The organism is Halosimplex carlsbadense 2-9-1 (assembly GCF_000337455.1).
In the GTDB taxonomy this organism is placed as follows: Archaea; Halobacteriota; Halobacteria; order Halobacteriales; family Haloarculaceae; genus Halosimplex; species Halosimplex carlsbadense.
In genome coordinates this window covers 12,109-38,182 of the sequence record NZ_AOIU01000003.1, presented here as the reverse complement: position 1 = coordinate 38,182, position 26,074 = coordinate 12,109, and the positions used below count along the sequence as shown (strand labels likewise).

The following is a 26,074-nucleotide window of genomic DNA, read 5'->3' as shown; positions in this document are numbered from 1 at the left end:
CGACTTCACGATCGGCAACTGTTCGAAGCCGGCGGATAGGGGCGGCCCGCCGGTCGCGTCCGACNCATCAGAGATGTGTATAAGAGACAGATATAAATGTATGTACGACTTCACGATCGGCAACTGTTCGAAGCCGGCGGATAGGGGCGGCCCGCCGGTCGCGTCCGACGGTGGTCGTCGGGCTGACCGTCGCGTCGGCGGGGAGACGCCGAGCGACGAACCGGACGGCGGTGGCGGGTGCGTTCAGCCGAGGTTCTCGAAGGCCTCGTCGACGAGTTCGCCGGTTTCGGCGACGATCTCGTCCATCGCCTCCTCGTCGGCGACCGTCCCGAGCAGTCGCGCGATGCGCATGATCGAGACGTGGTAGACGCGCTGGACGTCGGGGTCTTCCTCCCAGACGACGACGTTACAGGGCATCAGCGCACCGAGCTTGCCGCCGGTCGCGTCCAGCGCCCTGTCGGCTATTCCCGGGTTGCAGGCGCCCAGCACGTAGTAGGGGTCCCGGTCGGCGTCGACCTTCTCGTTGAGCATCTCCGACGGTGAGAACTCCACGGGAACGCCGAACCCGGCGTCGGTGAACACCTCGCGGACGTGTTCGACGGCTTCCTCGTGGTCCATCTCCAGCGTCGTCTGTGCCTCCCCGAAGTCGTCGGGGTCGATCTCGGCGGGGTCGATCGGGAGCGTCATTCCTGTGGAGTATTGGACCGTTCAGACAAATCCCTTTCGGGTCCGACCGCCACAGATCGACCGGGCGATGTCGATCACCGGCAGCGCACGCCCGTTGGGTCCCTCGTGCGGCGGCCGGCGCGATGGCACGCCTACGCGTGCCGAGCGGCGACGCCCCGCTGGGAAAGACTCACCGGGCGCATCAACGACCGAGTAGATGTCGTCGGACGCGAGGGCGGACGGTCGGACCGGCAGGCGGTGGTCGGTCCTCGGTATCGGTGGCCTCCTCAGCCGCTGCTGTCTGTTCGTCGCTCCGGCGACGACCTGCTCGCCGGGGTATCGAGCCTCGCGCCGGTGGTCGGCGGGCTGGCGCTCCTCGTCGGTGCAGTGCTGGTCGGAACCGCGCTAGCAAACGTCTGTCTCCCGTACAAACTCGTCGGCGTCGACACCACGTAGGCCCGAGCGCGTTCTGACCACGGGCGCAATGTCCGAGTGGTGTCCCCGACTGCTTTTTCATAATCTTGGAATGGAAGCACAATACTAATGGCGTCGGGCGCGGAGGTACACACGTACCAATGAGCGAGACAGATATCGAGCCTGCGACGACCGTCGACGCGCGCGGCTCGGCGTGCCCGGGGCCGCTGATGGACCTGATCGGTGCGGTCCGGAGCGCGGAGTCCGGCGCCGTCGTGCGCCTGCTGAGCGACAACGAACGGTCGCTGACGGACGTACCCGAGTGGGTCGAGGAGACCGACAACGACCTGGTCGCGACCGAGGAGGGCGACGACCACCACGCGTTCTACGTGGAGAAAGCATGACCGAACAGATCATCGTCGTCGGCGGGGGAACCGGTGGAGCGGTCCTCGCCAACGACCTCGCCGACCGGTTGAGCGCGGAGATAGACGCGGGTGAGGTCGCCGTGACGCTGGTCAACGACGGGCCCGACCACGTTTACAAGCCGGTGTGGCTGTACGTCCCTTTCGGCCAGCGCGAACCCGAGGACGGCCGTCGACGACTGCGAGAGCTGGTCGACGACCGGGTCGCCGTCCGGGTCGACCGCGTGACCGACATCGACACCGAGGCCAAGCAGGTCCGGTACCACGAGGCGCCGGACCCGGTCGACTACGACCACCTCGTGCTCGCGACCGGGTCGACGCTCGCACCGGAGGAGGTCCCCGGACTCGCGGCGGGCGGTCACAACTACTACAGCGAGCCGGGCGCCGAGGCGCTCCGGGAGGAACTGCTCTCGTTCACCGAGGGTCACGTCGTGTTGAGCGTCGTCGGGACGCCGCACATGTGCCCGGCGGCGCCGCTGGAGTTCGTGTTCATGGCCGACGACTGGCTGCGCGAGCGCGGGCTCCGCGAGGACGTCGACATCACCTACACCTACCCGATCCAGCGCGTCCACGGCAACCCCCACATCGCCGAGTGGGCGCGGCCGCTGATGGACGGGCGCGACATCGGTGTGGAGACGTTGTTCAACGCCGAGTCGGTCGACCCCGACGCCGGGACGGTCACCTCGATGGAGGGGACCGACCTGGACTACGACCTGCTCGTGGCCATCCCGCCACATCGGGGCATCGACCTGATCGCGGAGGCGGGGCTGGGCGACGACGGCTGGGTCGACGTCGACAAGCACACGCTCGAGGCCGAGGCCGCCGAGGACGTGTACGCGCTCGGCGACGCGGCCGCGACGGGCGTCCCGAAGGCCGGGAGCGTCGCTCACTACCAGGCCGGGGTCGTCGGCCAGCGGATCGCCAGCGAGGTCCGGGGCCGGCCGGCCACGGCGACCTACGACGGCAAGACGCTGTGTTTCATCGAGACGGGGATGGACGCGGCGTCGTTCGTCGAGTTCGACTACGAGCACCCGCCGTCGCCGGCGCCGCCCTCGGAGAAGCTCCACTGGTCGAAACTGGCCTACAACGAGTCCTACTGGCTCACCGCGCGGGGGCTGCTCTGAGCATGTCCGAGAACGTCCCAGCGGCCGACGGGGAACTCGCGGCGGCCATCGAGGAGAACCCCGAGGCGGTCGCGGACCTGGTCCGGCGGCTCGACGCGGTCACCGAGCTGTTGGACGTGCTCGCGCTGGGCGAGAGCGCCCTCGACGACGAGATGGTGCGGGAGCTGGCCGGGACGGGGGCGACGCTCGCCGAGTCCGCCGACGGGCTCGCCACCGACGAGACCGTCGGGCTGGCCGAGACGGTCGGCGACAACGGCGCGGAGCTGCGCGAGGCCCTCGACTCCCTCGTCGCGCTCCAGCGGGGCGGGACGCTGGACGAACTGCTGGAGATCGCCGAAGTGGTGTCGCTGCTGACCGCGGCGCTCGACGACGAGATGGTCCGGTCGCTCGCCGGGACCGGCGCCGCGCTCGGGGACGTGGCACAGACCGCCGCCGACGACGACGCCCGCGACGGCGTCGAGACGATGATCGAGAGCGTGAGCGCGGCCGAACGCGATCCGCCCGAGCGGGTCGGGCCTGTCGGGCTGGTCAAAGCCACCCGCGACCCGGAGGTTCAACACGGGCTGGGCTACCTGCTCGCGGTCGCACGGGCGATCGGGCGGGCACAGTCCGAGTGATGCCGGACCGACTCCCGAACGGTCGAACGGAATCGTCTCGCTGATCCCGTTTTCGAGGCTGCTCGGCCGACAGCAACGGCTTCCCTGACAGCATCGGCTGGTCCGATAGAATCAGTCCGACAGAGCGGCTCGCTCGGGCGGCGCTCGCGTCCCGTCGATCCGTCGAGGCCAGCCGATGGCCGAAAGAGAACGAAAGCGGTCTACTCCACTGACACGTCGCCGCTTCGACGGGCCACGACGGTGTGGCCGCGGTAAGGGAACCGAACTTCGAGGGGCGCTGCGTCGGTGGCCGGGGCCGATTCGAGCAGGTCGGCGAGGGCGTCGGGGTCGACGATATCGTCGTCCGACATCGATCAGACCAGCAGCTGGATGTCGGCGTCGACCATGTCTTGCAGCGCGGTCGCCGCGCCGACGCCGGTGGTGACGCCGTCGTAGAAGTCGGCCTCGTCGTAGTCCATCAGATCGATGGTCATCTGACAGGCCTGGAACTCCACGCCCATGTCGAGGCTCGTCTCGAGGAGTTCCTCGATGGTGGCGGTGTCGTTGTCGTCGATCCGCCGCTCCATCATCTTCGTCGTCACTCGGTCCATCCCGGGGAGGGCGGCGACAGCGTTGGGCACGGGCATGTTGGGGTTGCCGACGGAGCTCAGCTTGAGGTTCTTCGACCGCTCCTCGTGGAGGATGTCCAGGCCCCAGAACGTGTGGAAGACCGTCACCTCGTAGCCGAACGCGGCGGCGGTACTGGCGAGGATCAGCGGTGGGTACGCCATGTCGAGCGTCCCCTTCGTCGCGATGATCGACATCTTCTTGCCGTCGTCCCCTTCGGTCGCCTCGGCGAGCGATTCTTCGAGTTCCGCGACGCGCGCGGCCAGTTCCGCGCGCGTGGGGGCGTCACCCTCGGCCGCGTCGGGGGCGTCGTCGGCCGGCGTGTCTGAAGTGTCCGTGCTCATTTTCACTCCGTCTTGCGCACGTAGTGTCTGTACACGTCGCCGTCCTCCTCCTGTGCGAGCAACTCGACGCCCGCCGTGCCGTCGGCCCAGCCGTCGATGTCGCTCATGCTCCCCGAGTCGGTCGCGAGTACCTCAAGGACCGCCTCGGCGGCGAGGTCGTCGATGGCCGATTTGGTCTTGACGACCGGCATCGGGCACGATGCGCCTTTCACGTCGAGCGTCTCCGCGATGTCGTATTCAGCACTCATTGTTGTGTCCGCTCCGTTGGTCTGTCTTGGAGCTAACGCACAATATCAGCCGCGTGGTTAAAAGAATATTGGTTCTTGCACAGTACTCAAACAACTGGGGCGGCGGCCGACGGTGATAATTCGGCCGAAAGCGCGTATTTGCGGTGATTTTCGACACCGTGCTGTCTCTCGCCACCCAATGTATTGCATGGTTAGTGGGTTTCTATGCAAACTCTTTAGTACGTCAATCCAGTAGGAGGGGATGCACGACATGAACGCAGAAGACTTCCCGACTCCGGACGCCGACGTGGAGACGGTCGCCCCGGAGACGCTGAAAGATAGCATCGACGCGGGCGAGGACGTGACGCTGCTCGACGCGCGGATGGCCTCGGACTACGAGGAGTGGCGCATCGACGGCGAGAACGTCACGTCGATCAACGTCCCGTACTTCGAGTTCCTCGACGAGGACATCGACGAGGACGTGCTCGCGGAGATCCCCGACGACCGCGAAGTGACCGTCCTCTGTGCGAAGGGCGGCGCCAGCGAGTACGTCGCGGGGACGCTCGCCGAGCGCGGCTACGACGTGGACCACCTCGAAGACGGTATGAACGGCTGGGCCAGCATCTACGAGACCGTCGAGGTCGAGGGCTACAGCGGTGCGGGGACGCTCCTGCAGTACCAGCGCCCCTCCTCGGGCTGTCTGGGCTATCTCCTCTACGACGACGGCGAAGCCGCGGTCGTCGACCCGCTGCGCGCGTTCACCGACCGCTACCTCGCCGACGCCGACGACCTCGGCGTCGACCTGAGATACGCGCTGGACACCCACATCCACGCCGACCACATCTCGGGGGTTCGTGACCTCGACGACGAGGGCGTCGAGGGCGTCCTCCCCGAGGCCGCCGTCGACCGCGGCGTCACCTACGCCGAGGAACTGACGACCGCCGCCGACGGCGACACCTTCCAGGTCGGCGACGCCACGGTCGAGACCGTCCACACGCCCGGCCACACGACGGGCATGACCTCGTACCTGATCGACGGCGGCCTGCTCGCGACCGGCGACGGGCTGTTCGTCGAGAGCGTCGCTCGCCCCGACCTCGAAGAGGGCGACGAGGGCGCGCCTGGCGCCGCGCGGATGCTCTACGAGTCCCTGCGGGAACGCGTCCTGACGCTGCCCGACGACACGCTGGTCGGCGGCGCGCACTTCAGCGACGTCGCGGAGCCGGCCGCCGACGGCACCTACACGGCGCCGATCGGCGACCTCGTCGCGGAGATGGACGCGCTCACGATGGACGAGAACGAGTTCGTCGAGCTGATCCTCTCGGACATGCCGCCCCGGCCGGCCAACTACGAGGAGATCATCGCGACGAACCTCGGCCAGAACGCCGTCGACGACGAGGAGGCGTTCACGCTCGAGTTGGGCCCGAACAACTGCGCCGCGAGCCAGGGGTCGCTCGCGGGTGACTGAACTAGCCCATGGTAGCTGATCCAGTCGCGCTCCAGGCGGCCGCCGACCTGTTCCCCAACGGCGTCAGTCGCTACGCCGTCGGCGGCCTGCTCGTCGGGCTCGGAACCGTCGTGATCTACCTGGGGACGGGCATCAGCGCCGGCGCCAGCACGTTCCTGGAGTCGACGCTGTCGTACGTCTCCGGACAGTCCCGGTTCCAGCGGTACGTCGCCTCGCGGGACTGGCGAGTCGTGTTCACGCTGGGAATCGTCCTGGGCGGGCTGGCGTTCGCGGCCACCGTCCAGTCCGGACTGGTGTCGAGTTCGCTCTACCAGCCGGGGACCACCGGGAGCCTGTACGAGGTCGCCGGGATCACGTTCTGGTCGACGGACGTCCAGCCCTGGCGGCTGCTGGTCGGCGGTGTCCTCGTTGGCATCGGGACCCGCGTCGGCAAGGGCTGTACCTCGGGCCACGGCGTCTGCGGCGTCGGATCCGCGTCGAAGACGTCGATCGTCGGCGTCCTGACGTTCCTGACGGTGGCGATCGGGACCGCCCAGGTCGTCTCCGCGCTGGGGGTGGCTCCATGAGCGAGACGCGAGCGTCTCGAACCGCGCGAACGGGAGCGACCGGAGGGCGCGACACGTGAGCGACGATCGCCATCCCCTGTTCGTGGCGCTGGTGCTCGTGGGCGGCCTGATCTTCGGGTTCGGCCTCGGGTTCAGCCACATGGCCCGGCCGGAGGTCGTCCTGAACTTCCTCCAGTTCGAGGACTTCGGGCTGCTGTTCGTGATGTTCGGCGGCGCCGTCGTCTCCGGGCTAACCTTCTTCCTCGCGCCGCGGCTGCTCGACCGCGCGCCCCTGACGGGCGACGGCTTCGAGCGCCGACTGAAGTCGTTCGACCGCAACGTATTGATCGGCGGCGCGATCTTCGGCGTCGGCTGGGGGCTGTCGGGCATCTGCCCGGGCGCCGCCTACGCCAGCCTCGGGACCGGCAACCTGACCATCCTCTGGGCGCTCGCCGGGATGTTCCTCGGCGCGTACATCCAGGGGTACTGGCGGAGTCGCGCGGCCGACGCCGCGCCCGCACCGTCGAGAGCGGACTGAGACCCACTTCACGCTTCGCTCATGGACCCATCAGTTCTCGGGCTCTTCCTGGTCGCCGGACTGGCGAGCCTCTTCATGGCGTGGGTGATCGGCGCCGGTTCCAGTGGCGCGACCCCCTTCGCTCCCGCGGTCGGCGCCAACGCGATCTCGACGATGCGAGCGGCGTTTATCGTCGGGATATTCGGGTTCGCCGGCGCGGTCGTCCAGGGCGCGAACGTCTCCGAGGCGGTCGGCCGGGGTCTCGTCGGCGGGATCTCTCTCCCGGTGACGGGCGTCATCGTCGTCCTCGCGATCGGCGCGGGGCTGATGGCGGTCGGGATCCGTACCGGGTACCCGATCGCGACGGCGTTCACCGTCACCGGCTCGGTCGTGGGCGTCGGGCTGGCGCTCGGGGGCTCGCCCGTCCCGTCGAAGTACCTGCAGATCGGCGGGGTCTGGCTGCTGACGCCAATCGTCGGCGGCGGATTGGCCTACGGGATCGCGAGCGTTCTCCCTCGGGCGGACGTGCCCGAACGCTACAGCGTCCCGGTGCTGGCCGCCCTCGTCGGCGCGGTTCTGGCGAACGTCGAGTTCGCCTACCTCGGTGCCGGGACGACAGCGGGGTCGTTCGTCGGTGCCGCCCGCCGAGCGACCGAGTTCCCGATGGTGGGTCCGGTCACGGTCTCGGGAGCCGTCGCGCTCTCGGTGGGTGTCGTCGTCTGGTGGGACATCCGTCGGGACACGACCGGCGGGCTCCGCCGCGTGTTGCTCGCGCTGGGCTCGCTCGTCGCCTTCTCCGCGGGCGGGAGTCAGGTCGGCCTCGCGGTGGGGCCGCTGCTCCCGCTGCTCGACTCGGTGACGATGGTCCCGGTGATGGCCGCCCTCGTCGGCGGTGGCCTCGGGATCCTCGTCGGTTCGTGGACCGGCGCGCCGCGGATGATCAAGTCGCTGGCGCGGGATTACTCCTCGCTGGGCCCCCGGCGCTCGATCGCCGCGCTCGTCCCCTCGTTTCTGATCGCCCAACTCGCCGTGTTGCTGGGCGTCCCGGTCTCGTTCAACGAGATCGTGGTCAGCGCGATCATCGGCAGCGGCGCCGCCGTCGGCGGCAGCGACGCGGTCAGCGCGCGCAAGATCCTCGTGACGGTCGGCGCCTGGGCCGGGTCGTTCGCGCTCGCGTTCGCGCTCGGCTTCGGCGCGATCGCCGTGCTACCGGTGTGAACCGACGGCGTCTCCCGACTACGCGCTCCTGAAAATCGCGCCGTAGTGACGGGCCGTGGTGGTTCGTCGGTCAGCGGAGACCGTCGGCTCCTCAGGCCGTGCGGGGCGGGGGAACGAGGTAGACGTTCCCCCTCGCTCGGGCGACCAGGTCCTCGGAGACGCTCCCGAGCATCAGTCGCCGGATCCGACTCTGCCCGCGCGACCCCACGAGCGTGGTGGTCGGGACCACGTCGGCCTCGACGTCGAGGACCTCTTCGGCGGGGTCGCCCTGCCGGACCTCGATCGCCGTCTCGATGTCCCAGCCGTCCAGTGTCTCGGCAAGCTCGGCGAGGCGCTCCTCGGGGTCGGTCTCGCTCTGGTCTTTCGGTGACTCGACGTGGACGAGCGTCGCCTCTTGGGTCGCGTGGCGGAGATACGAGAACGCGTCGAACGCACGTTCGGCGTTCTCGGAGAAGTCCGTGGCGTAGAGCACTCGCTGGAACAGGTGTTCGCGGAGCACCTCGGGCCGCTCGTCCTCGCGCTCGACGCGGTTGACGAGGAGGGGGACGACGGTCGTCCGCGCGAGGTTCCGGGCGGTCGAGCCGATGACGCGATTGGCGAGCGGGCTCTGTCCGCGCGAGCCGACGATCGTCAGGTCGGCGCGAACCGTCTCCGCGATCCCGTTGATGCGCCGGTAAGGCGTCCCGCGGACGACGTGCGTTTCGACGCCGAAGCCCGCCGCCTCCATCACGCCCCGGTACCGGTCGAGCGCGCGCTCGCGGCGCCCTTCCAGGTCCATCCCGGGCATCCCGGGATGGACGTTCGACGGGACGACCGTCACCAGGTGGATCGTCTCGACGCCGATCCGTTCGAGACACTCCAGACAGGTCTCGTTCTCGATGGCCGCTTCGCTCGCCGCCGAGAGGTCCGTCGCGTAGATCGCTCTCATGACCGGACCGAAGTGCTACTCGTATAATATTGTTTTGTTGGAACAATATAGGGTGGCGGGACGCACCCCGTTCGGCGCGGTGTCGAGTCGGCCCGCCGAGATTTGACCGTTCGGAACCCGTCGACGAATTCGACGGGAGCGATCCGCATTCATCCGCGCGCGAGCGAGATATGCACCGTCTCGACCGCCGTTCGAGCCCCCCGATCTCCGGCGAATATCTCCATAACGTACGGAGATATTCGGGTGGGGTATCGATGCCATCCGTTGCAGTAATATTGTATTGTGATCCCAAAACCATTAAATGCAGTAGTCGATTACCGGGACGTGAGCAGAAATCCATGAACCACGCAATATCGATCGAGGTGTCGACGAATGTTCGGGCTTGAGAGCGCGACCGGCCTCAGCGGTGGTGCGCTCGTGATCGGCGTCGTACTGATGGAGGCGATCGTCCTGTACGTCGGGTACGGCTATCTCGAACGCCTGGTCGGGCCGCGGCTCGTCGCGGCGCTGCGGGGTGATTCGTGATGGAGGTGTTCGGCGTCGCAGTCACGTTGCTCGCGCTGTTCGCCGGCTTCGGGGTGCTGATCGGCCTCCTCTTCGGGTTCTTCGGGATGGGCGGGTCGTTCCTCGTCACGCCCGCGCTGATGGTGATGGGCTACGAGACGGACGTGGCCGTCGCCTCGGGGCTGGCGTTCGTGTTCGCCACGTCGGTGATCGCGACGCTCAAACACCGCGACCTGGGCCAGGTCGACTACAAACTCGGCGTCCTCATGATCGCCGGGACGACCGCGGGGATCGAGGTCGGGAAGATCGGGCTGCACTGGCTGCAGGAGATCGGGCTGGCCGACACCGTCGTCAGCGTCATCTACGTCGCCCTGCTGGGCGGCATCGGCGTGTTCATCACGTACACCGCGATGCGGGGGGGCGGCGGTGGCATCAGTCACGACGCCGAGAGCGAAGACGAGACCGACGGCGAGGACATCCCCGACATCGCGAAGACGATCCAGTCCTACCGGGTACCCCCGATGATGAGCCTCCGCGGCGGCATCTCCGTGTCGCTGTGGCTGATCCTCGCGGTGGCGTTCGCAACGGGGCTGCTGTCCGGATTCCTCGGCGTCGGTGGGGGGTTCATCCGCATGCCCGCGCTGTTCTATCTCATCGGCGTTCCGGTCCCGGTGGCCGTCGGGACCGACCTCTTCGAGATCGTCTTCTCGGGCGGTATCGGGAGCTTCCTCTACGCGATCGACGGCGCGGTCGACCTGTCGATCGTCGTCCCGCTGCTGGCCGGGAGCGCCCTCGGGGCGCGACTGGGCGCCGCGGCGACCGACCTGGTCGACGAAGACGAGATCAAGGTGTACTTCGGCGTGATGCTCCTGCTCGGCGCGCTCGCCGTCGCGATCCGCAAGGTCGGGGAGTTCGCGGATATCCCCGTCCTCCAGACCGTCTCGCTGGTCGTCATCATCGGCGCCGCCGCGCTGGTGTCCGGCGCGGTCGTGGTCAGTTCCGTCCGGGCCCTCCGGGCGGAGACCGGTTACACGACCACCACCGCCGACTGACGACGGTTTCTGTCCCTTCGGGCGCTCCCGACTCGTGGATGCAATTGTGCATTCTATGCACAAATCTTATAACCGCGTATTTCATACGTTCGAGTGATAACGATGCCAGATTCGATGTCGGAACAACTGCAACAGGACATGGAGTGTGAGGGGCTTCTGGAGTGTTTCCACGGACTCAAGCAGCTCGACAGGGACGTCTTTCAGGCGCTGGTCGGCACCGACGAACCGCTCACCGTCGACGAGGTCGCCGAAGCGGTCGACCGCGAGCGCTCGACCGCCTACCGCGCCGTTCAGCGGCTGCTCCAGGCGGGGTTCATCCAGAAAGAGCAGGTCAACTACGACCAGGGCGGCTACTACCACGTCTACAAACCGACCGACCCCGAGCAGATCGCCGACGACATGCAGCGCATGCTCAACGACTGGTACGCCAAGATGGGACAGCTCATCCAGGAGTTCGAGACGAAGTACGACCGGACCGAGGTCGCCGCCGAGTCGGTCGAGAGCTGACCCGCTCGACGGTCCGCGTTCCCCTCTCGCCGCTTCTCCGCCTCTCTTTGCCGTCCAGCGTCATGTCGGCTCCCCAGTCGCACGTGGCCGCTGTAGACCGTCGTACGGCCCTGAAACCGCCGAGTCGACGGACTCGCCCTCGAATTCGGTGGCGGTCGGCACCCTCGCTGAATGGTATTGTATATTCTGCCCAAAACTCTTAACTACTGACGGTGCGTACAGATGGGTGATGACAGTCGAATCAGCTTCCGAAGCGGACGCTGCCACGCCCGATTCGCCCCGTCAGATCGACGGGCAGACCGAGCTGGACGAGTTCGTCGCGGCCAACGACGTGGTCCTCGCGGACTTCTACGCCGACTGGTGTGGTCCCTGCAAGATGCTCGAACCGGTCGTCGAGACGCTCGCGGCCGAGACCGGGGCGGCCGTCGCGAAGGTCGACGTCGATGCGAACCAGCAGCTCGCCGGCGCCTACGGCGTCCGCGGCGTCCCGACGCTCGTGTTGTTCGCCGACGGCGAGCAGGTCGAGGAGATCGTTGGCGTCCAGGGCGAAGACCAGCTCCGGGCGCTGATCGGGAGGTACACCGAATAGATGAGCGAGGCGATCAGGGACGTGGTGATCGCCGGGTCCGGCGTCGCCGGGCTCTCGGCGGCCGTCTACGCGGCGCGCGCGGACCTCGACCCCCTCGTCCTCGAGGGCGACGAGCCCGGCGGGCAGCTGACGCTCACGACCGACGTCGAGAACTACCTCGGCTTCCCCGAGGGCGTCGGCGGCATGGACCTCGTCCAGCGGGGCCGCGAGCAGGCCGAGCGCTTCGGCGCGTCGTTCCGCCACGGGAGCATCGAATCGGCCGACCTGGAGGGCCAGCCCACGGAGCTCGCCCTGTCGACGGGTGCAACGCTGCGGACCCGCGCGCTCGTCGTCGCGACGGGCGCCAGCGCCCGCTGGGTCGGTGCCGACGGCGAGGACGAGCTGATGGGCTACGGCCTGTCGACGTGTGCCACCTGCGACGGCGCCTTCCACAGGGGCGACGACGTGCTGGTCGTCGGGGGCGGCGACAGCGCGATGGAGGAGGCGCTGTTCCTCGCGAAGTTCGCTGACTCCGTGACGGTCCTCCACCGCCGCGAAGAGCTTCGGGCCTCCGAGATCATGGCCGACCGTGCGCGCGAACACGACGACGTCGAGTTCCGGTGGAACACGGAACTGCTCGAGATTCACGGTTCACAGGAGGCGGGCGTGACCGGCGCGACCCTCGTCTCCCACCCGGACGGACACCCCACGGAGCGGCGTGAAGCGGGCGAGGACGCCACCGTCGAGACGGTCGATACCGGCGGCGTCTTCTACGCTATCGGTCACGAGCCCAACACCGCGTTCCTGCGGGACACGCCGGTCCAACTCGACGAGGGCGGCTACGTGCAGACCGCCGCCGCCGGCGACGCGTGGGCGACGACCGCGACGGCGGCCGACGGCGTCTTCGCCGCGGGCGACGTGATGGATCGCGAGTACCAGCAGGCTGTCACGGCCGCCGGCATGGGTAGCATGGCGGCACTTGACGCAGAGGCGTGGCTCGAGGCGAACGCGACCGCCTCGGCGACCGACGCCGGGTCGATCCCCGCGGAAGCCGGGGACTGAACGGAGTATTGCGCGCGTTTCCCGGCTCGGCCGCACGACCGCCCGCGGTCGATCCCGAACTGTCCTGCAACAGTCCGTATGATCCCGTCAGCTCTCTCGAAACTCCGGCGCTCGGTCGCGGTCCCGGCGGTGCTCTGCAGCGACTTTTCCACGCGGTCGCCGATAGATCGCTGTCACCGACCGCGGCGACCCGCGTCGAGCGAGTTTTGCCGGCGGCGGCCCTGCGCTCGGTATGGTCGAAGCGACGGGACGCGCGCTCGCGGAGCGGCTCGCGGCAGCGCTCGACGACGCCGCTGACGCGGGCGACCTGCGAGTCGTCGACCGAGCGACGCGGCTCGACCCGGCGCCCGACGGGGCGTTCGCCTACGCCATCGGCGCCGATGCGGGTCGGTTCGCCGACGTGTTCGTCGCCCCGACGCGCGTGCGCGTCGAGTTCACCGCGGCGCCGGCCGTCGCGGCGCGGGCGGGCGCGGACGCCGACCTGCGTGTACGCCCGAAAGCGGTCAGACCTCCGCGCACCCTCGTGTTCGTCGAGTCGGTCGAGGAGATTCGGCCGGCGCTCGACGTGGTCGAGGCGGTCCGGGCGGTCGTCGACTGAGCGCGTGCGTCCGAGCGGTCGGCGCCCGCTCGACCGGTCCCGGGGTCGTCACTCGCCGTCGGCGGGCTCGCGTCCGGTCCGTTCCTCGACGTGGTCGAGACAGCGTATCTCGCCGGCGTCGGTGTCGAAGGCGAACGGGTCGCCGGGGGCGATCCGCCGGCCGTCGACGGCGCAGCCGTCGTCGTGACGGAGGAAGTACCGCCCCTCCTCGCGGCCGGTCTCCAGGCGGCCGGCCTGGACGGCGAACTTCACCAGTCCCTCGCCGATCTGCGTGCGCTCGGGCGAGTCGGCTTCGAGTCTGATGACGGGCATCGCTGGTCGGCCGAACGTAGCGGTGGCTGGCCGATAAACCGTCGGCCGGCCGGCGCAGGTGGCCGACCCGGCGCTGTCAGTCCGGTCGCTTACCATTCGTCCGGCCCAAGGGGATCTATGGGCATCCGCGACGTGACCGACATCCACGAGGAGTTCGACGGCGACCGGCTCCCGCCGGGCCAGCGCGAGACCGAGCGGTTCCCCGTCCTCTCGCTGAACGACACGCCCGACTTCGACCCCGACGAGTGGACGTTCACCGTCCGCGGCGCCGTCGACGAGGAGCTGACCTACTCCTGGGCGGAGTTTCGCGACCTCCCCACCGACACCCAGCGCCAGGATTTCCACTGCGTGACGGGCTGGAGTCGCTTCGACAACGAGTTCGTGGGCGTGTCGTTCCCGGAGATCGCCGAGCGCGCCGGCGTCGCCGACGACGCCGTCCACGTCATGTTCGGTGCGATGGACGGCTACACGACGAACCTGCCCTTAGAGGAGTGCATGCGCCGGGAGGTGCTGTTCGTCCGCGAACTCGACGGCGACCCGCTGCCGTCGGACCACGGCGGCCCCCTGCGGGTGGTCACCCCCCACAAGTACGCCTACAAGGGCGCCAAGTGGGTCGACGGCGTCACCTTCCTCACCGAACCCCAGCGGGGCTACTGGGAGAAGCGAGGGTATTCGAACACCGCGAACCCCTGGGCCGAGGACCGGTACACGACGATGTGAGTTTTGTCCGAGGCGGACGACGCCCGTCTTGGTTCGTCGTCGTCGAGATCCCAATGTTCCCGGTTTCGATTCATTTCTGAACGTGTTCTGTATACATGTGTTTTAGAAACTATTTTGTAATATGGGTAGGGAGATGCAGCCAGTATGGGATCGACGGGTCGGGTGGGTGCAGTGGTGGCCTGTTCACCGGACGATATTGGCTGGAACGGTCCACAGTCATTGGCTTCACACCCGGTCCAGGTCCCGGTGAGCCTTCCGGAGACCGAAAGTCCGAGCAGGGGTGAGTTACTGTTCAATCTTACCCGCAAGAACGCGACAGGATGCATCAACGTCACTGCGGAATACGACCGTAGCAACACGGGCCCGAACTCGACGGCGTACCTCGTCGTCGAGGACATCGACCCGACGCGGTCCAGACAGGGCGGTGCGAGCGACCGTAAACTCCGCCGGTTCGACGGGAAGTCGGGGACGCTCTCGATCGAGGTACTGCCCACCGACGGCTACGACAGCGAGAACGTCATGGTCACGGCCTACGCGGAGAACACGACGCTCGACCTGTCGCTGACTGTCAGACGCGACCGGGACGACGACGGGATGTACGACTTCCGGGAGCGACAGACCTACGGCTTCTTCGTGTCGTCCGAGAACCCGGAGATAGACACCGAGGTCGACGACCCGGACACCGACGGCGACGGGGCCGAAGACGGTCTGGAAGTGCGCGACCCCGTCGAGATCGACAGGACGGCGACGGTCGAGTTCGACTCGGTGACCCGCAGCGTCGAGTTCGACGGACTGTTCCTGATCCCGCAGAGCCACCCCAATTACCGGGACACGGACTCCGACGGACTCAACGACGAGACGGAGATCCGCGACTGGGAGATTCCGGTCGAGATACGAAACGGCGAGGCGTACCGCTGGGCGCCGGGCGGCAGCAACGAGTCGATCGAGGCCGAGTCGTCGCCGCTGTTGAAGGACACGGACGGGGACGGACTCGACGACGCTGCGGAGAAGAACCGGACGCACACGAACCCGAACGCGACGACGACCTACGGGATCACCAGTGAACACGAGCGACTGCTCCGCGACCTCTGGGTACGGTACAGAACGGGTGGGTCCCGGATCGGCGCGTTCCCGCCCAGCGTAGACTCGTTCGACGATATCGAACTCTCGGACGCGACCGACGACTTCGACTTCGTGTTCGACGACACCGCCGACGGGGCTTCGACGCTCGATCGATTCGACTTCCGGGCTCTCGACGGCACGAACCGGACAGATACCTTCCTCTCGAATCGGCGTGAAGTGGCTATCGGGACCGACCCCTGGGACCCCGACACCGACGACGACGGACTGACCGATGGCCAAGAGATCGAGGGAACTAGCGTCGTCAGAACCTACGCCGCCCCCGGCGTTCCTGACGCTGGAACTGAAATCCGGATCGACGATACGGTGCCGCACACCGGGCTCAGCCCGCTGAATCCTGACTCCGATGGTGACGGCTACTGGGACGGCTGGATCGGCGTCTACAATGTCAGTTACGACCACGGTCGTGGGATCGATCACGCCGAGAATCTCGTCCTCTATCGCGAACACCTCCAGTCCGGGAACGGTACCACCGGTGATGAGATCCTACAGGAGCAAATCAAGATTCACAACACGACCGAGGTATCATCTGCTGCCGGTGCTGATGTTGATGATGATGGCGTTGTTGAACACTCCAACGTACATGTCGGCGAACTTCTGTGGGATACAAGTCCGGTTGGTGGTAGCTCGCCTGATCTCAATGTAACTGTTGAAGCCGATTATTTGGAGGGTCTGCCCGAGAAGCGATTAAATAACACAGTCTGGGAAAACGGAATTGAAGAAAATCTCGCCCTATATAGCATAAATCTAGATATCATCCGTGACGATAATGTCAGTGAGAAGGCTGCTCTTACCGGAATCGCACCCGATATGAATACTGATCTTCATTTGTCTGTCGTAAATAAAAATAATATTGCGGGTGACGCAACAGGATACAATTTAGACGCTTCGGTTGTCCCCGCCCCGCTCCCACTCAACGGGCACATGATATACGCACAAAAGTTTGCGCAGGCTGATTATAGAAATGCGAAGGCTCGTCTCAGCGTCTCACCATATAATACAGAAACCGAACTCTATGCGGCAAAAACAGAGCTACATGAGCTGGGGCATTCATTTAATCTCGGAGTGGTCGACGACCAGCCAGGTCCTCTACCATTCTCAGAAGTGTATTCTGGAAAAGACGCCGATGTAACGCGTGAGAAATTGGAAAACCGTCCCGGTGCTCAATGGGGAGTGATGAGCAAGGGTTGGAGAAGTGGAACAGTTTTTGAATCTGACGGCGTTGGCTACTACGTGTATACTCTAGAGGAACTTCTGAGCATCAGACGACCATGACAATAGATCTAGACATTCCGCTTCGGTACTTGCTGATCGGTTGCCTGACGGCAGTCGTCGCAACCGGTGTCTATCTCGTCGTGTTTTCTGTTGCGATCTCACCAGGGCCGGAAACAGCTACCACGACCCCACCGGGACCCGACACAGACATCGAGTTCGACGGCCAGTTCGAGATGACAGAATCCGAATTTCAGGCTCGCGGCGCGATCATTTCCAACCCGTCCTCCGGAGCGTCGATCGGTAATATCTCGGTCTACATCTATTCAGACGACGAAACGCTCGTAGAGCGACGGAGTGTCGGGGAGGCGAATAGCGGCGTGAACATCTCACTGCGAGTCGACAGCGCACCAGAATACGTGATCATCGATTCGCCCGAATTTTGGTCTCGCCCGGGAATAAATCCTCTTTACTACCACAAGGATGGTACGTTCGACGGCCAGCCAAATTACCAGTCACGGTTGATCACTTCGAAACAGGATTTCCCGGAGTTCCACCGCGAGACGGTCAGGGTACAGTCGAGTGGTCGTTGAAATTGGTGGGAGGCGGCTGTCGGCGTCAGGACCTTCGTCCCGACTGTTTTAGCGCTCGTAGTGAGGGCGAAGAGGTTAGCCATCGGACACGAAGATTGTGCAGTTGAGGACAGACGGGTGAGTATATTTCGTGATCGGAATCAAAAGACGTGTGCGGTATGTGACCGACGAGACTCAAGTTGAACACCACGACAACCGGCCGGGGGCTTACATGTTCGTCACTCCTGTGTTGGTGAGGACCCAGAAGCATACATGAAAGATTTCGATGGTAGGGAAGGGATCGCCTCGACCGACGGCTCGACCTTCCCCGGTGGCGTGAGTGGGTTCGGATTTATGGTACTAATCCTCACAGATGACCATATTGACGGCGCTTCGCCAACGCTCGAACATCTCCAGAAGAGCATCACACACGAAATTGGTCATAGCCTCGGGGCGGGCAGAGCAGACGATAGGAAGGGGCTCAATCCGTTCAGCGGGATATACAGGAGTGCCCAGAGAAACGGAATTGACCAGAGTTTTGAATACTTCGGAATCTCAGGGTACAACGACCCAGGCTGGAGTGTGATGACGCGTAGGTGGGTTGACGATCTTGAGTCCAGACCAATGGACGGGAACTACATCGCGTTCAGGCTTGAAGAGCTAACGACGATCGAATTCAATAATATCGCGACGGTGAGGGGAGGCTAACGCGCCGAAAATGAGCCGATACTTGCTGTATTTCGTCGTTCTCTTCGTCTTGACCGCCGGTTGCCACGAGATCGGGAACGATTCGAAGCGGTGGACAGTCGCCCCGGAAGTCACAGACAGTGTCCAGACCGACGACGGGCACTCGACGACCGTTCAGTTCACGTTGGAGGGGAACGCGAATCCGGTGGTTCTCAACGGCGTCAAAGTCCTGTTTCTCACTCAAAACGAAACTGTCCGCAACGAAACCGCCTTGGGAACCGTCGAGATCGACTGGAATGGGGGTCGGTCGTTTACCGTCACCACGCCAATGCGACCGTACTACATCAACCTGCGGTACGACAGCGTCGAGCGGCCGACCGACGCCGGCGGCGGCGTCGTCGGACTACGGCTCGTGGGTAGTGGAGAAGGCGAGTATCGGTACATCACTTACGGGGAGTACACGGCGACGTACTGACAGCCGTCTGGCCGTGAACCGCTACCCTCGATATGGACGAGCCCAGGGACGGTCGAACCGTCGACACCGTTCGGTTCTAGTCGAACCCGTTGCACACCGATACGGACGATGCCGGGCCCAAGTCGAGCCCGAGGTACTCGCGTTCGACGGTACCCGATCACCCCGAGGAGTCCTCCGAGAGCCGTAGCTCGGAGACGAGGCGGTCGCTGACGACCGCTTCGACCATGGCGAGCAGATGCTCGTCGTCGGCGGTGTAGTCGGCGAACACGCCCAGCGGGACCTCGCCGCCGGCCATGTCCTGGTGGCCGCCGGCGGTGCCCACGTCGGCGAAGGCGTCGTCGAGCGCGTCGCCGAGGTGGATGCGGGGGTCGGTGGTCCGCCCGCTGAGGTGGATCGACCGGCCGACGATGCCGAAGACGATGGCGGTCTCGACGCCTTCCAGGGTCTGGAGGTAGTCGGCGGCCTGCGGGAGGGCGTCGCGCTCGGTGGTCCGGCCGACGTGCGAGATGAGTACGGAGCCGCGGGTGCGGCGGTTATCGATGGCGGTGGCGATGGCGTCGAGCGTGGCGCCGGTCACGGACGGGGTGGCCAGTTGGCGGAGCAGGTCGGTGTCGGTCCGTTCGTGGAGGTAGCCGGCGGCCTCGTACTCGGCGCGGGTCGTCCCGCGGAGAAACTCCAGAGTCTCCCGGCGGATCGCGAACAGGAGCGCGGTCGCGAGGTCGGCGTCGAGGTCGGCGTCGAGGTCGCGAACGTACTCGGTGAAGATGGTTGCCGTCGCGCCGACCGCCTCGCGGTGGTCGACGAACCGGGCGTCGACCGCCTCGGCCGGGTGGTGGTCGACGACGATGTCGACGGGAGTCTCCTCGGGGACCCGGTTGTTGCGGCCGGGGATCGAGTGGTCGACGAACGCGAGGAGCTCCCCATCGGGTCGGTCGCGGGCGGTGGCGGGGTCGAACCGCTCGAGGTCGATGTCGAGCAGGGTGACGAACGCGCGGTTCTGCTGGTGGGATATCTCCCCGCTGTAGGCGATCTGCCACTCGTCGACGCCGGCGGCCGCGGCGATCCGTCCGAGCGCGAGCGCGCTCGCCAGGCAGTCGGGGTCGGGGTTGTTGTGACAGAGGATAGTGACCGATTCGCTCTCCCCGAGAAGGTCGCGAAGCTCGCCGGCGGGGTGCGTCGTCGATGGCTCGCTCATCGTGTGACTCGGACGAACCGTCTAGATGCCCGGCCGGTAAAACTGCGCGGCCGGCACACGCCACCGCCCGACCCGACTGCCGCCTATCGGAACCGGCCGCTCACGCCCGCCGCCGCCGCCGCGATATCTGTATTAGGTGTATCATGGCTGCGGGGGTTCCATAATAGGTATGTAGATAACCGCTAAGGGCGGTCGGTCGTGCGGATCTGATGTGACCGAACGACGCCACGCCGACGACGCGAACCGACGGCCCGGGGCGGTGGTACGCCGTGAGTGATGCGGCCAGGCACCCCCGTGTGCTGGACTTGCCCCGCGACGAGACCGGGCTGGCGACGACGACTGTCGCGCTCAGACGGCTCCAGGAGCTGTTGCCGGAGTTTCTGGTCGATCTGGTGAGCGACGCCGACGCCGAGGGGCTGGTCGTCCCGCTGGACGGCGGGGTCGCCACCGCGACGGCGGCGGCGCTGGCCGTCGACGCGGTGGGGGCGGAGGACGTGCTCGCGCTCACGATGCCGGCGGGACTGACCGACGAGGCGACTTCGCGGACCGCGGGGACGGTCGCGGAGATGCTGGGAGTCGACCATCGGCGACTGCAGCTACAGCCGGTCATCGCGGCCTTCCAGGAGACGGTCGGCGACGCCGGTGGTCCGGCCGACGACTTGGTGGCGACGGACAACGCCCTCGAGCGCTTCCGAACGGCGACGACCTACTACTTCGCCAACCGCCGGGAGGCGCTGGTCGTGGGGCCGGTCGACCGGACGGCCCGGCTGCTCGGGTCGGCGACGAAGTACGGCGAGACGGGCGTCGACTGTTTCCTGTTCGGCGACCTCTACGGGACGGAGGTGCGCGCGCTCGCCGGGGCGATGGACCTACCCGTCGACATGCTCGAAGAGGCCGAGCGCGCGCCGCCCCACGGCTCGACCGACGCGGACCGGCTCGACGTCGACGCCGAGACGGTCGACCGGGCGCTCCGACTCCACGTCGACGAGGGGCGAGACCCGCGGGACGTGGCCGACCGCCTCGGGATCGACCGCTCGGTCGTGCCCCGCCTCAAGGAGTGGTGCGCGACGACGCGACACAAGCGACACATGCCGCCCAAGCCGTCGACGAATCGTTGAGGACGGTGTCGGCTTCCCGTCGGGGTTTCCTGCGGTACCCCTAAGGGCGGCTACCCGCTAGAGAGGGTGTGGATCCGTCACGTCTGAGTCCGCGGACGGTCGCGCTCGCAGTGCTGTGCGTCGCGGTGATCGCGTTCGCGGCGGCGACGCTCGACTCGACGACGGACCCGAGCGCGTCGGCCGGCGCGGGCTACACCGGTCCGGTCGACGAGTTGGGCGGCGACCGCACGCCGGCCGAGGAGTCGACCGGCGACAGCAGGAACCAGCGGGACTCGCTGTTCGACCTCGACTTCGAACGGGGCTCGCCGTTCCAGTTCTGTCAGCCGTGGCTCAAACAGCCGCTCGTCCAGCTGTTGCTGTTGTTCGGGATCGTCGGCGTGTTCTCGGCCGGCCGCTGGCTCGACGACGCGGCGACGGGGCTGGCCGCCGTCTTCGTCGTCGGCTACCCCGGCTTCTTCCTCTATCTCCTCTTTACGACCTGCAGGACGGACCGGGGACTGCTCTCACTCGGCGACAGCGGTCGGCCCGCACAGGAGGGCGGCGGACTGTTCGGCGGTGAGGCCACCGTCGCGCCGCCCTCGTTTTCGACGACCGCACTGCTCGTACTCGTCGTCGCCACGCTGGTCGCCGTCGCGGCGCTCGTGCTGACCGGCAACCACGACCAGCGCGAAGAACACGAGGCCGGCGGCGACGAGGACGACCCCGAACCCGAGCCGCCCGCGGATATGCGAGCGGTCGGCGCGGCGGCGGGGCGAGCGGCCGACCGCATCGAAGAGACCGACGCGTTCGAGAACGAGGTCTACCGGGCGTGGGCGGCGATGACCGACCATCTCGCGGTCGACCGACCCGAGTCGAGCACGCCTGCGGAGTTCGCGGCCGCGGCGACGGCCGCGGGGATGGACCCGGCGGACGTGGCTCGGCTCACCGACGTCTTCGAGGAAGTGCGCTACGGCGGCGAGGAGCCGACGGCCGAGCGCGAGCGGGCGGCCGTCGAGACGCTGCGACGGATCGAGGCGACCTACGCCGACGCGGACGCCGAAGGGTCGCGAGGCGAGGCGGGGGTCGACGACGGGGAGGCGGGCGACCGATGAGCCGGAGCGTCACGGCGACGCTGGGGGTGCTCCTGGGCGTCGTCGGACTCGCCGCGCTCGCCGTCCCGGGGATCACGACGCCGCTGCCGACCGGCGAGTCGTTCGTCCTGATCGTCGGGCTGGTCCTCCTCCTGGGGGCGCTGGCGCAGGTCCAGCGCCGGCGCCACACCGAACTCGAGTACGCGGAGACGCCGGACGCCGAGCTGGCGGTCGACCTGCCGACGCCGGGCGACGACCTGGACCGGCGGCTCGGTCGGCTGCAGCTGACGCGGTTCAACGAGGGCGAGCGCCACCGCATCCGCGACGAGATCAGCCGGGTGGCCACCGAGACGATCCGGCGCCGCGAGCGCGGCTCGGCGGAGGCCGCCGAGCGGGCGCTCGACGAGGGGACCTGGACCGACGACCCGTTCGCGGCGGCCTTCCTCACCGGCCGGGTGCCCCAGGCGCCGACGACCGACCGCCTCCGGGAGCTGTTCAACCGCGAGTCGCCGTTCAAGCGCCGGGCGGTCCGGGCGATCGACGCCGTCGAGCGCCTGCTGGAGACCGACGAGCCAGGGGGAGCCGAAGGCCGGCGAGCGGCCGACGACCGGTCGGAGGCCGACGATGAGTGACGACGACCCCGGGGAGTCGGAGGCCGACCGCTCGGGTCGGCGGGGCCGGGATCCCGAGCGACCGGACGGCGGGCGAGCGGTGGTCGACGAGGCCGAAGCGGTCGACGAGCCGTCGGTCGGGCCCGGTGACGGGACCGGATCGCCGTCGGCGGGAGCGAGCGGGCGGGACGGCGAGGCGGCCGGGGCGGCGGTGGCCAGCGACGCGGACGCAGCGGACGCGCCGGCGGACGGGACCGAAACGGCAGGGCCCGCGACGGCGACGGTTCGGTCGTCGCGGCTCCGGTCGACCAACCACTGGGTGGGGTTCGCGACGCTCGTCTTCGGTTCGGCGGGGCTGGGGGCGATAGTGCGCTCGCGGCCGCTCATGCTCGCGGCGGTGGTCGGCGTCGGCTACCTCGCGTACGCGAACACGACGGAGGCGCCCGAGCCCGAACTGACCGTCGAGCGGCGCCTCTCCGAGGAAGAGCCGGAGCCGGGCGACACGGTCGAGGTGACGGTCGTCGTCGAGAACGTCGGCGAGGCGGCGCTGGCGGACCTGCGGGTCGTCGAGCAGGTGCCCGAGGCGCTGGCGGTCACCGACGGGCCGGCGCGGGCGGCGACCGCGCTCCGTCCGGGCGCGCGGATGACCTTCTCCTACACCGTCCTCGCGCGGCGGGGCGCCTACCGGTTCGAGGGGCTGACCGTGATCGCTCGCAACGCCAGCGGGAGTCGCGAGCGCGAACTCGATGTCGGGACCGAGCCGGCGGCGATCACCTGTCTGGCGCCGGTCGACGCGACCGAGACGGTCCCGCTGCGCGGGCTCACGTCGCCCTACACCGGCCGCGTCTCGACGGACTCGTCTGGCGAGGGGACGGAGTTCGCGTCGCTGCGGGAGTACCAGCACGGCGACTCCCTCTCGCGGATCGACTGGAACACGTTCGCCCGCGACCGGACGCTGACGACGATGGAGTTCCGCGAGGAGCGCATGGCGACGGTCGTGGTCGTCCTCGACCTGCGCCCCGGGGCGTACCTCCAGGCCGGCGACGACGGTCCCCACGCCGTCGACCGCGGCATCGACGCCGCCCGGCGCGTGTTCAACTCGCTGCTCGACACGGGCGACCGCGTCGGGATCGCGGCCTTCGCGGCCGAGACCGTCTGGCTGTCGCCCGGCGCGGGACCCACCCACCGCGCCCGCGCCCGGGAGCTGCTGTCGACCCACTCGGCGCTGTCGCCGCTGCCGCCGGACGGGCGGGTGTACGTCCGCCTCCAGCTGCGCCGGCTGGCCCAGCGGCTCGACGACGACGCGCAGGTGGTGTTCGTCTCGCCGATGCCCGACGACACCAGTACGGTGATCGCCCGCTCGCTGCACGTGCGGGGCCACGCCGTCACCGTCCTCAGCCCGGACCCGACGATGGGTGACACGCCGGGGCGGCGGCTGGCGGCCGTCGACCGGTCGAACCGGTTGAACGACCTGCGGGGCAGCGACGTGCGCGTCGTCGACTGGGACGGCGACGAGCGGCTGGCCGAGGCGCTCGAACGCGCGGGCAGGCGGTGGTCCGGATGAGCGGCGCGACGGCGGCGCGACCCGGGAGGCGGTCGCCGTGAGCGGGACGGAGATCACGCGCCGACCGGGCCGTCACTCCCTGGTCGTCTCGGGAGTCGCGGGCGCGACGGCGGCGGCGATGGCGCTGACGGGCGGGGGGACCGGCGCGGCCGTTGCGGCGCTCGGGACGGTCGCGTTGCTCGCGGGCGTCCACAGGGCGAACCACCGCGCCGTCGACGCGGGCGGGCTAGTGGCCTTCCTCGGGGTCGCCGCCGCGGCGCTGTCGGAGGCGCCCGCGGCCGCGGTTTTGTTCGGGACGGTCACGTCGGTCGTCGCCTGGGACACCGGGACCAACGCCGTCTCGCTGGGTCGACAACTGGGGGCGGAAGCCGACACCGTCCGCGCCGAGAACCTCCACGCGATGGTCGGCGCCGTCGTCGGCCTCTTGACGGCCGTCTTCGGCCTCGTCCTCTTTGAGATCGGACCCACCCGCCAGCCCGTCACCACGCTGTTCGTCCTCCTGATCGCCGCGACGCTGCTCGTCGTCGCGCTGAACCGGTGAGGCGCTGACCCCGGAGTCGAGACGCGTGCAGCCGAGCGATACGCTCGGATTACCGCCGGATCGATCGGTTCGGGACCGCGCCGGTCGGCGTCGCGCTCGGGGTTCCGGAGGGTACTGCGAGCTTACGGGAGCGAAGCGTTCCGATACCGGGCGTTTCAGGGTCGATTACTACGAGCCGTCGAGACTTGCTCTCTCGCATGGTCGAAGGCAGCACGTCCGACGGGCCGTCGGTCGCGGTGCCGGTCACGAACGTCCCGAGCACCGTCGCCGCGATCCGATCGCTCGGCCCGCTCGGCATCCACACGGTCGTCCTCTCGGAGAAGTCAACCTCCCAGGCCTTCGCCTCGAAGTACTGTGACGAGGTCGTCGCGACGGCCGACCCGCACGCGGACCTGCTCGCCTACCGGGACGACCTGCTCGACGTGGCGGCTCGCGACGACGTCCGGACCATCGTCCCGGTCCGGGAGGTCGACGCGTACGTCCTCTCGCGATATCGGCCGTCGTTCGAGCGGCACGTCTCGCTGCCGGTGCCCGACATGGCGGCGCTCGAACGGGTCCACGACAGGCTGTTGCTGGCCGAGGCCGCAGAGGCGGCCGGGGTCCCCGTCCCCGACACGCGGCGGCCGGTCGACGTCGAGGACTGGTCGCGCGACCTGCTCGCCAAGTCCCGGTACAACCTGCTCACGTCCACGTACGACGACTCGCTGGCGCCCGGCGAGAGCGCGACCTCCGACCAGATCGATCACTTCGAGACCGGCGTCCGGCCGGATCTCGAATCGCTGCGCGAGCGCCACCGCGTCGAACCGATCGTCCAGGAGTTCGTCCCGGGCGGCGAGGAGTACATGGTCGCCGCGCTGTACGACTCGGGCGACCCGCTGGCCGTGTTCCAGCACCGCCAGGTTCGGGGCACACGCTACACCGGGTCGGGGGGCGCCTACCGCGAGTCGGTCTCGATCCCCGAACTCGGGGCGGTCGCGACGGACCTGCTCGGCCATCTCGAGTGGAACGGGCTGGCCTGTCTGGAGTACCTCAGACACGAGACCACCGGGGAGTTCGTCCTCGCGGAGATCAACCCGCGCATGTGGCAGTCCCTCGCCTCGACCGTCGCGATGGGTGCGGACTTCCCCCGCTACTACTGGCAGCAGGCCACCGGTCGGGCCGACGAGATCGACCCCGCATACGACCTGGGGGTCGGCTGTCACTGGCTGAAAGGTGAGCTCCTCCACGCGCTGAGTCTCTTTCGGTTCGACTCCCCGCACGTCGAGCGGCCGGGCTACGCCGAGACGCTCCGGGACATCGCCGTCTCAACCTACCGACATCCGCGGTTCGACTACCTCTCGCTCGACGACCCCGGCCCGTTCGTCCAGGACTGCTCGACGCTCCTCGACGAGCTGCCCGCCGTCCCGAACCTGGAGATCCAGGTCTGAGGCGACCGGAGCCCGCGGCTCTACTCGGCGCGCGACCCCGGCTCGG

General features: G+C 67.8%; 32 protein-coding genes. 25 read left to right on the top strand and 7 right to left on the bottom strand.

Going from position 1 to position 26,074, the window contains the following annotated elements; all coding sequences use genetic code 11:
• Positions 1-243: 243 nt before the first annotated feature.
• Positions 244-687 (bottom strand): DUF302 domain-containing protein, encoded by a 444-nt coding sequence (locus tag C475_RS00200; RefSeq protein WP_006881698.1) that lies wholly within the window; start codon positions 685-687, stop codon positions 244-246.
• A gap of 237 nt (positions 688-924) precedes the next feature.
• Here C475_RS00200 and C475_RS22890 point away from each other — a divergent pair, with 237 nt between their 5' ends.
• From C475_RS22890 to C475_RS00185, 4 genes are all read left to right on the top strand, one after another.
• Positions 925-1,122 carry a YgaP family membrane protein gene (locus tag C475_RS22890; RefSeq protein ID WP_204366126.1) on the top strand — a complete coding sequence of 66 codons (198 nt, stop codon included), beginning with the start codon at positions 925-927 and terminating at the stop codon, positions 1,120-1,122.
• A 119-nt stretch (positions 1,123-1,241) separates the two neighbouring features.
• Positions 1,242-1,484, top strand: a complete 243-nt coding sequence (locus tag C475_RS00195; RefSeq protein ID WP_006881697.1) for a sulfurtransferase TusA family protein — start codon at positions 1,242-1,244, stop codon at positions 1,482-1,484.
• Entirely contained in the window at positions 1,481-2,626 is a 1,146-nt protein-coding gene (locus C475_RS00190) for an NAD(P)/FAD-dependent oxidoreductase (RefSeq protein WP_006881696.1), read from the top strand. Before C475_RS00195 ends, C475_RS00190 begins: the two co-directional genes overlap by 4 nt.
• A gap of 2 nt (positions 2,627-2,628) precedes the next feature.
• Positions 2,629-3,243 (top strand): DUF1641 domain-containing protein, encoded by a 615-nt coding sequence (locus tag C475_RS00185; protein ID WP_006881695.1) that lies wholly within the window; start codon positions 2,629-2,631, stop codon positions 3,241-3,243.
• A 200-nt stretch (positions 3,244-3,443) separates the two neighbouring features.
• On the opposite strand, the gene C475_RS23660 is transcribed toward C475_RS00185, so the two are convergent.
• Genes C475_RS23660 through C475_RS00175 form a run of 3 tightly spaced genes read right to left on the bottom strand, consistent with a single transcriptional unit; the run spans position 3,444 to position 4,441 of the window.
• Positions 3,444-3,593 (bottom strand): HalOD1 output domain-containing protein, encoded by a 150-nt coding sequence (locus tag C475_RS23660; protein ID WP_161625149.1) that lies wholly within the window; start codon positions 3,591-3,593, stop codon positions 3,444-3,446.
• A gap of 3 nt (positions 3,594-3,596) precedes the next feature.
• Positions 3,597-4,193: a DsrE/DsrF/DrsH-like family protein gene (locus C475_RS00180; RefSeq protein WP_006881694.1), complete on the bottom strand. Its 597-nt coding sequence runs from the start codon at positions 4,191-4,193 to the stop codon at positions 3,597-3,599.
• A 2-nt stretch (positions 4,194-4,195) separates the two neighbouring features.
• Positions 4,196-4,441 carry a sulfurtransferase TusA family protein gene (locus tag C475_RS00175; RefSeq protein WP_006881693.1) on the bottom strand — a complete coding sequence of 82 codons (246 nt, stop codon included), beginning with the start codon at positions 4,439-4,441 and terminating at the stop codon, positions 4,196-4,198.
• Between the two features lie 250 nt (positions 4,442-4,691).
• Here C475_RS00175 and C475_RS00170 point away from each other — a divergent pair, with 250 nt between their 5' ends.
• Genes C475_RS00170 through C475_RS00155 form a run of 4 tightly spaced genes read left to right on the top strand, consistent with a single transcriptional unit; the run spans position 4,692 to position 8,165 of the window.
• A complete protein-coding gene (locus C475_RS00170; protein WP_006881692.1) occupies positions 4,692-5,885 on the top strand; it encodes an MBL fold metallo-hydrolase in 1,194 nt (397 codons plus the stop codon).
• Between the two features lie 8 nt (positions 5,886-5,893).
• Positions 5,894-6,451 carry a YeeE/YedE family protein gene (locus C475_RS00165; protein ID WP_006881691.1) on the top strand — a complete coding sequence of 186 codons (558 nt, stop codon included), beginning with the start codon at positions 5,894-5,896 and terminating at the stop codon, positions 6,449-6,451.
• A 55-nt stretch (positions 6,452-6,506) separates the two neighbouring features.
• Entirely contained in the window at positions 6,507-6,968 is a 462-nt protein-coding gene (locus C475_RS00160; RefSeq protein ID WP_006881690.1) for a YeeE/YedE family protein, read from the top strand.
• A 21-nt stretch (positions 6,969-6,989) separates the two neighbouring features.
• A complete protein-coding gene (locus C475_RS00155) occupies positions 6,990-8,165 on the top strand; it encodes an inorganic phosphate transporter (RefSeq protein ID WP_006881689.1) in 1,176 nt (391 codons plus the stop codon).
• A 91-nt stretch (positions 8,166-8,256) separates the two neighbouring features.
• Here C475_RS00155 and C475_RS00150 read toward each other — a convergent pair whose 3' ends face one another.
• Positions 8,257-9,093, bottom strand: coding sequence for a universal stress protein (locus C475_RS00150; RefSeq protein ID WP_006881688.1), 837 nt, complete (start codon positions 9,091-9,093; stop codon positions 8,257-8,259).
• 372 nt (positions 9,094-9,465) lie between these two features.
• Between C475_RS00150 and C475_RS24150 the strand changes: the two genes are divergently transcribed.
• From C475_RS24150 to C475_RS00125, 6 genes are all read left to right on the top strand, one after another.
• On the top strand, positions 9,466-9,618 hold the full coding sequence (locus C475_RS24150) for a DUF7512 family protein (protein ID WP_006881687.1): 153 nt from the start codon (positions 9,466-9,468) through the stop codon (positions 9,616-9,618).
• A complete protein-coding gene (locus tag C475_RS00145; RefSeq protein WP_006881686.1) occupies positions 9,618-10,649 on the top strand; it encodes a sulfite exporter TauE/SafE family protein in 1,032 nt (343 codons plus the stop codon). The genes C475_RS24150 and C475_RS00145 overlap by 1 nt, the downstream gene beginning before the upstream one ends.
• A gap of 102 nt (positions 10,650-10,751) precedes the next feature.
• Positions 10,752-11,156: a helix-turn-helix domain-containing protein gene (locus C475_RS00140; RefSeq protein WP_006881685.1), complete on the top strand. Its 405-nt coding sequence runs from the start codon at positions 10,752-10,754 to the stop codon at positions 11,154-11,156.
• A gap of 229 nt (positions 11,157-11,385) precedes the next feature.
• Entirely contained in the window at positions 11,386-11,745 is a 360-nt protein-coding gene (trxA, locus tag C475_RS00135) for a thioredoxin (protein WP_006881684.1), read from the top strand.
• On the top strand, positions 11,746-12,786 hold the full coding sequence (locus C475_RS00130; RefSeq protein WP_006881683.1) for an NAD(P)/FAD-dependent oxidoreductase: 1,041 nt from the start codon (positions 11,746-11,748) through the stop codon (positions 12,784-12,786).
• A 232-nt stretch (positions 12,787-13,018) separates the two neighbouring features.
• The gene (locus C475_RS00125; protein ID WP_006881682.1) at positions 13,019-13,384 is read left to right on the top strand and encodes a hypothetical protein; all 366 of its coding nucleotides are present in this window, start codon (positions 13,019-13,021) and stop codon (positions 13,382-13,384) included.
• A gap of 48 nt (positions 13,385-13,432) precedes the next feature.
• Here the strand turns inward: C475_RS00125 and C475_RS00120 are convergent, their stop codons facing one another.
• The gene (locus C475_RS00120; protein WP_006881681.1) at positions 13,433-13,696 is read right to left on the bottom strand and encodes a tudor domain-containing protein; all 264 of its coding nucleotides are present in this window, start codon (positions 13,694-13,696) and stop codon (positions 13,433-13,435) included.
• A 117-nt stretch (positions 13,697-13,813) separates the two neighbouring features.
• On the opposite strand from C475_RS00120, the gene C475_RS00115 reads away from it, so the two are divergent.
• The 5 genes from C475_RS00115 (at position 13,814) to C475_RS00095 (ending at position 18,502) form a co-directional block, all read left to right on the top strand.
• Entirely contained in the window at positions 13,814-14,416 is a 603-nt protein-coding gene (locus C475_RS00115; RefSeq protein ID WP_006881680.1) for a sulfite oxidase-like oxidoreductase, read from the top strand.
• Between the two features lie 246 nt (positions 14,417-14,662).
• Positions 14,663-16,831, top strand: a complete 2,169-nt coding sequence (locus C475_RS00110; protein WP_006881679.1) for a hypothetical protein — start codon at positions 14,663-14,665, stop codon at positions 16,829-16,831.
• Positions 16,828-17,361 (top strand): hypothetical protein, encoded by a 534-nt coding sequence (locus tag C475_RS00105; protein WP_006881678.1) that lies wholly within the window; start codon positions 16,828-16,830, stop codon positions 17,359-17,361. The genes C475_RS00110 and C475_RS00105 overlap by 4 nt, the downstream gene beginning before the upstream one ends.
• 252 nt (positions 17,362-17,613) lie before the next feature.
• Positions 17,614-18,048 (top strand): hypothetical protein, encoded by a 435-nt coding sequence (locus tag C475_RS00100; protein WP_006881677.1) that lies wholly within the window; start codon positions 17,614-17,616, stop codon positions 18,046-18,048.
• A gap of 10 nt (positions 18,049-18,058) precedes the next feature.
• Positions 18,059-18,502 carry a hypothetical protein gene (locus C475_RS00095; RefSeq protein ID WP_006881676.1) on the top strand — a complete coding sequence of 148 codons (444 nt, stop codon included), beginning with the start codon at positions 18,059-18,061 and terminating at the stop codon, positions 18,500-18,502.
• 157 nt (positions 18,503-18,659) lie between these two features.
• Here C475_RS00095 and C475_RS00090 read toward each other — a convergent pair whose 3' ends face one another.
• Positions 18,660-19,697, bottom strand: a complete 1,038-nt coding sequence (locus C475_RS00090) for a DHH family phosphoesterase (protein WP_006881675.1) — start codon at positions 19,695-19,697, stop codon at positions 18,660-18,662.
• Positions 19,698-19,966: 269 nt separating this feature from the next.
• Here C475_RS00090 and nadE point away from each other — a divergent pair, with 269 nt between their 5' ends.
• From nadE to C475_RS00060, 6 genes are all read left to right on the top strand, one after another.
• Complete coding sequence (gene nadE, locus C475_RS00085) at positions 19,967-20,815, top strand: NAD(+) synthase (RefSeq protein WP_049929772.1); 849 nt, start codon at positions 19,967-19,969, stop codon at positions 20,813-20,815.
• A 68-nt stretch (positions 20,816-20,883) separates the two neighbouring features.
• Positions 20,884-21,906, top strand: a complete 1,023-nt coding sequence (locus C475_RS00080) for a DUF4129 domain-containing protein (RefSeq protein ID WP_049929770.1) — start codon at positions 20,884-20,886, stop codon at positions 21,904-21,906.
• The gene (locus C475_RS00075; RefSeq protein WP_006881672.1) at positions 21,903-22,517 is read left to right on the top strand and encodes a DUF7269 family protein; all 615 of its coding nucleotides are present in this window, start codon (positions 21,903-21,905) and stop codon (positions 22,515-22,517) included. Before C475_RS00080 ends, C475_RS00075 begins: the two co-directional genes overlap by 4 nt.
• On the top strand, positions 22,510-24,060 hold the full coding sequence (locus C475_RS00070; protein ID WP_006881671.1) for a DUF58 domain-containing protein: 1,551 nt from the start codon (positions 22,510-22,512) through the stop codon (positions 24,058-24,060). Before C475_RS00075 ends, C475_RS00070 begins: the two co-directional genes overlap by 8 nt.
• A gap of 37 nt (positions 24,061-24,097) precedes the next feature.
• Positions 24,098-24,601: a DUF7519 family protein gene (locus tag C475_RS00065; RefSeq protein WP_006881670.1), complete on the top strand. Its 504-nt coding sequence runs from the start codon at positions 24,098-24,100 to the stop codon at positions 24,599-24,601.
• 197 nt (positions 24,602-24,798) lie between these two features.
• Positions 24,799-26,028: a carboxylate--amine ligase gene (locus tag C475_RS00060; RefSeq protein WP_006881669.1), complete on the top strand. Its 1,230-nt coding sequence runs from the start codon at positions 24,799-24,801 to the stop codon at positions 26,026-26,028.
• Positions 26,029-26,074: the final 46 nt, after the last annotated feature.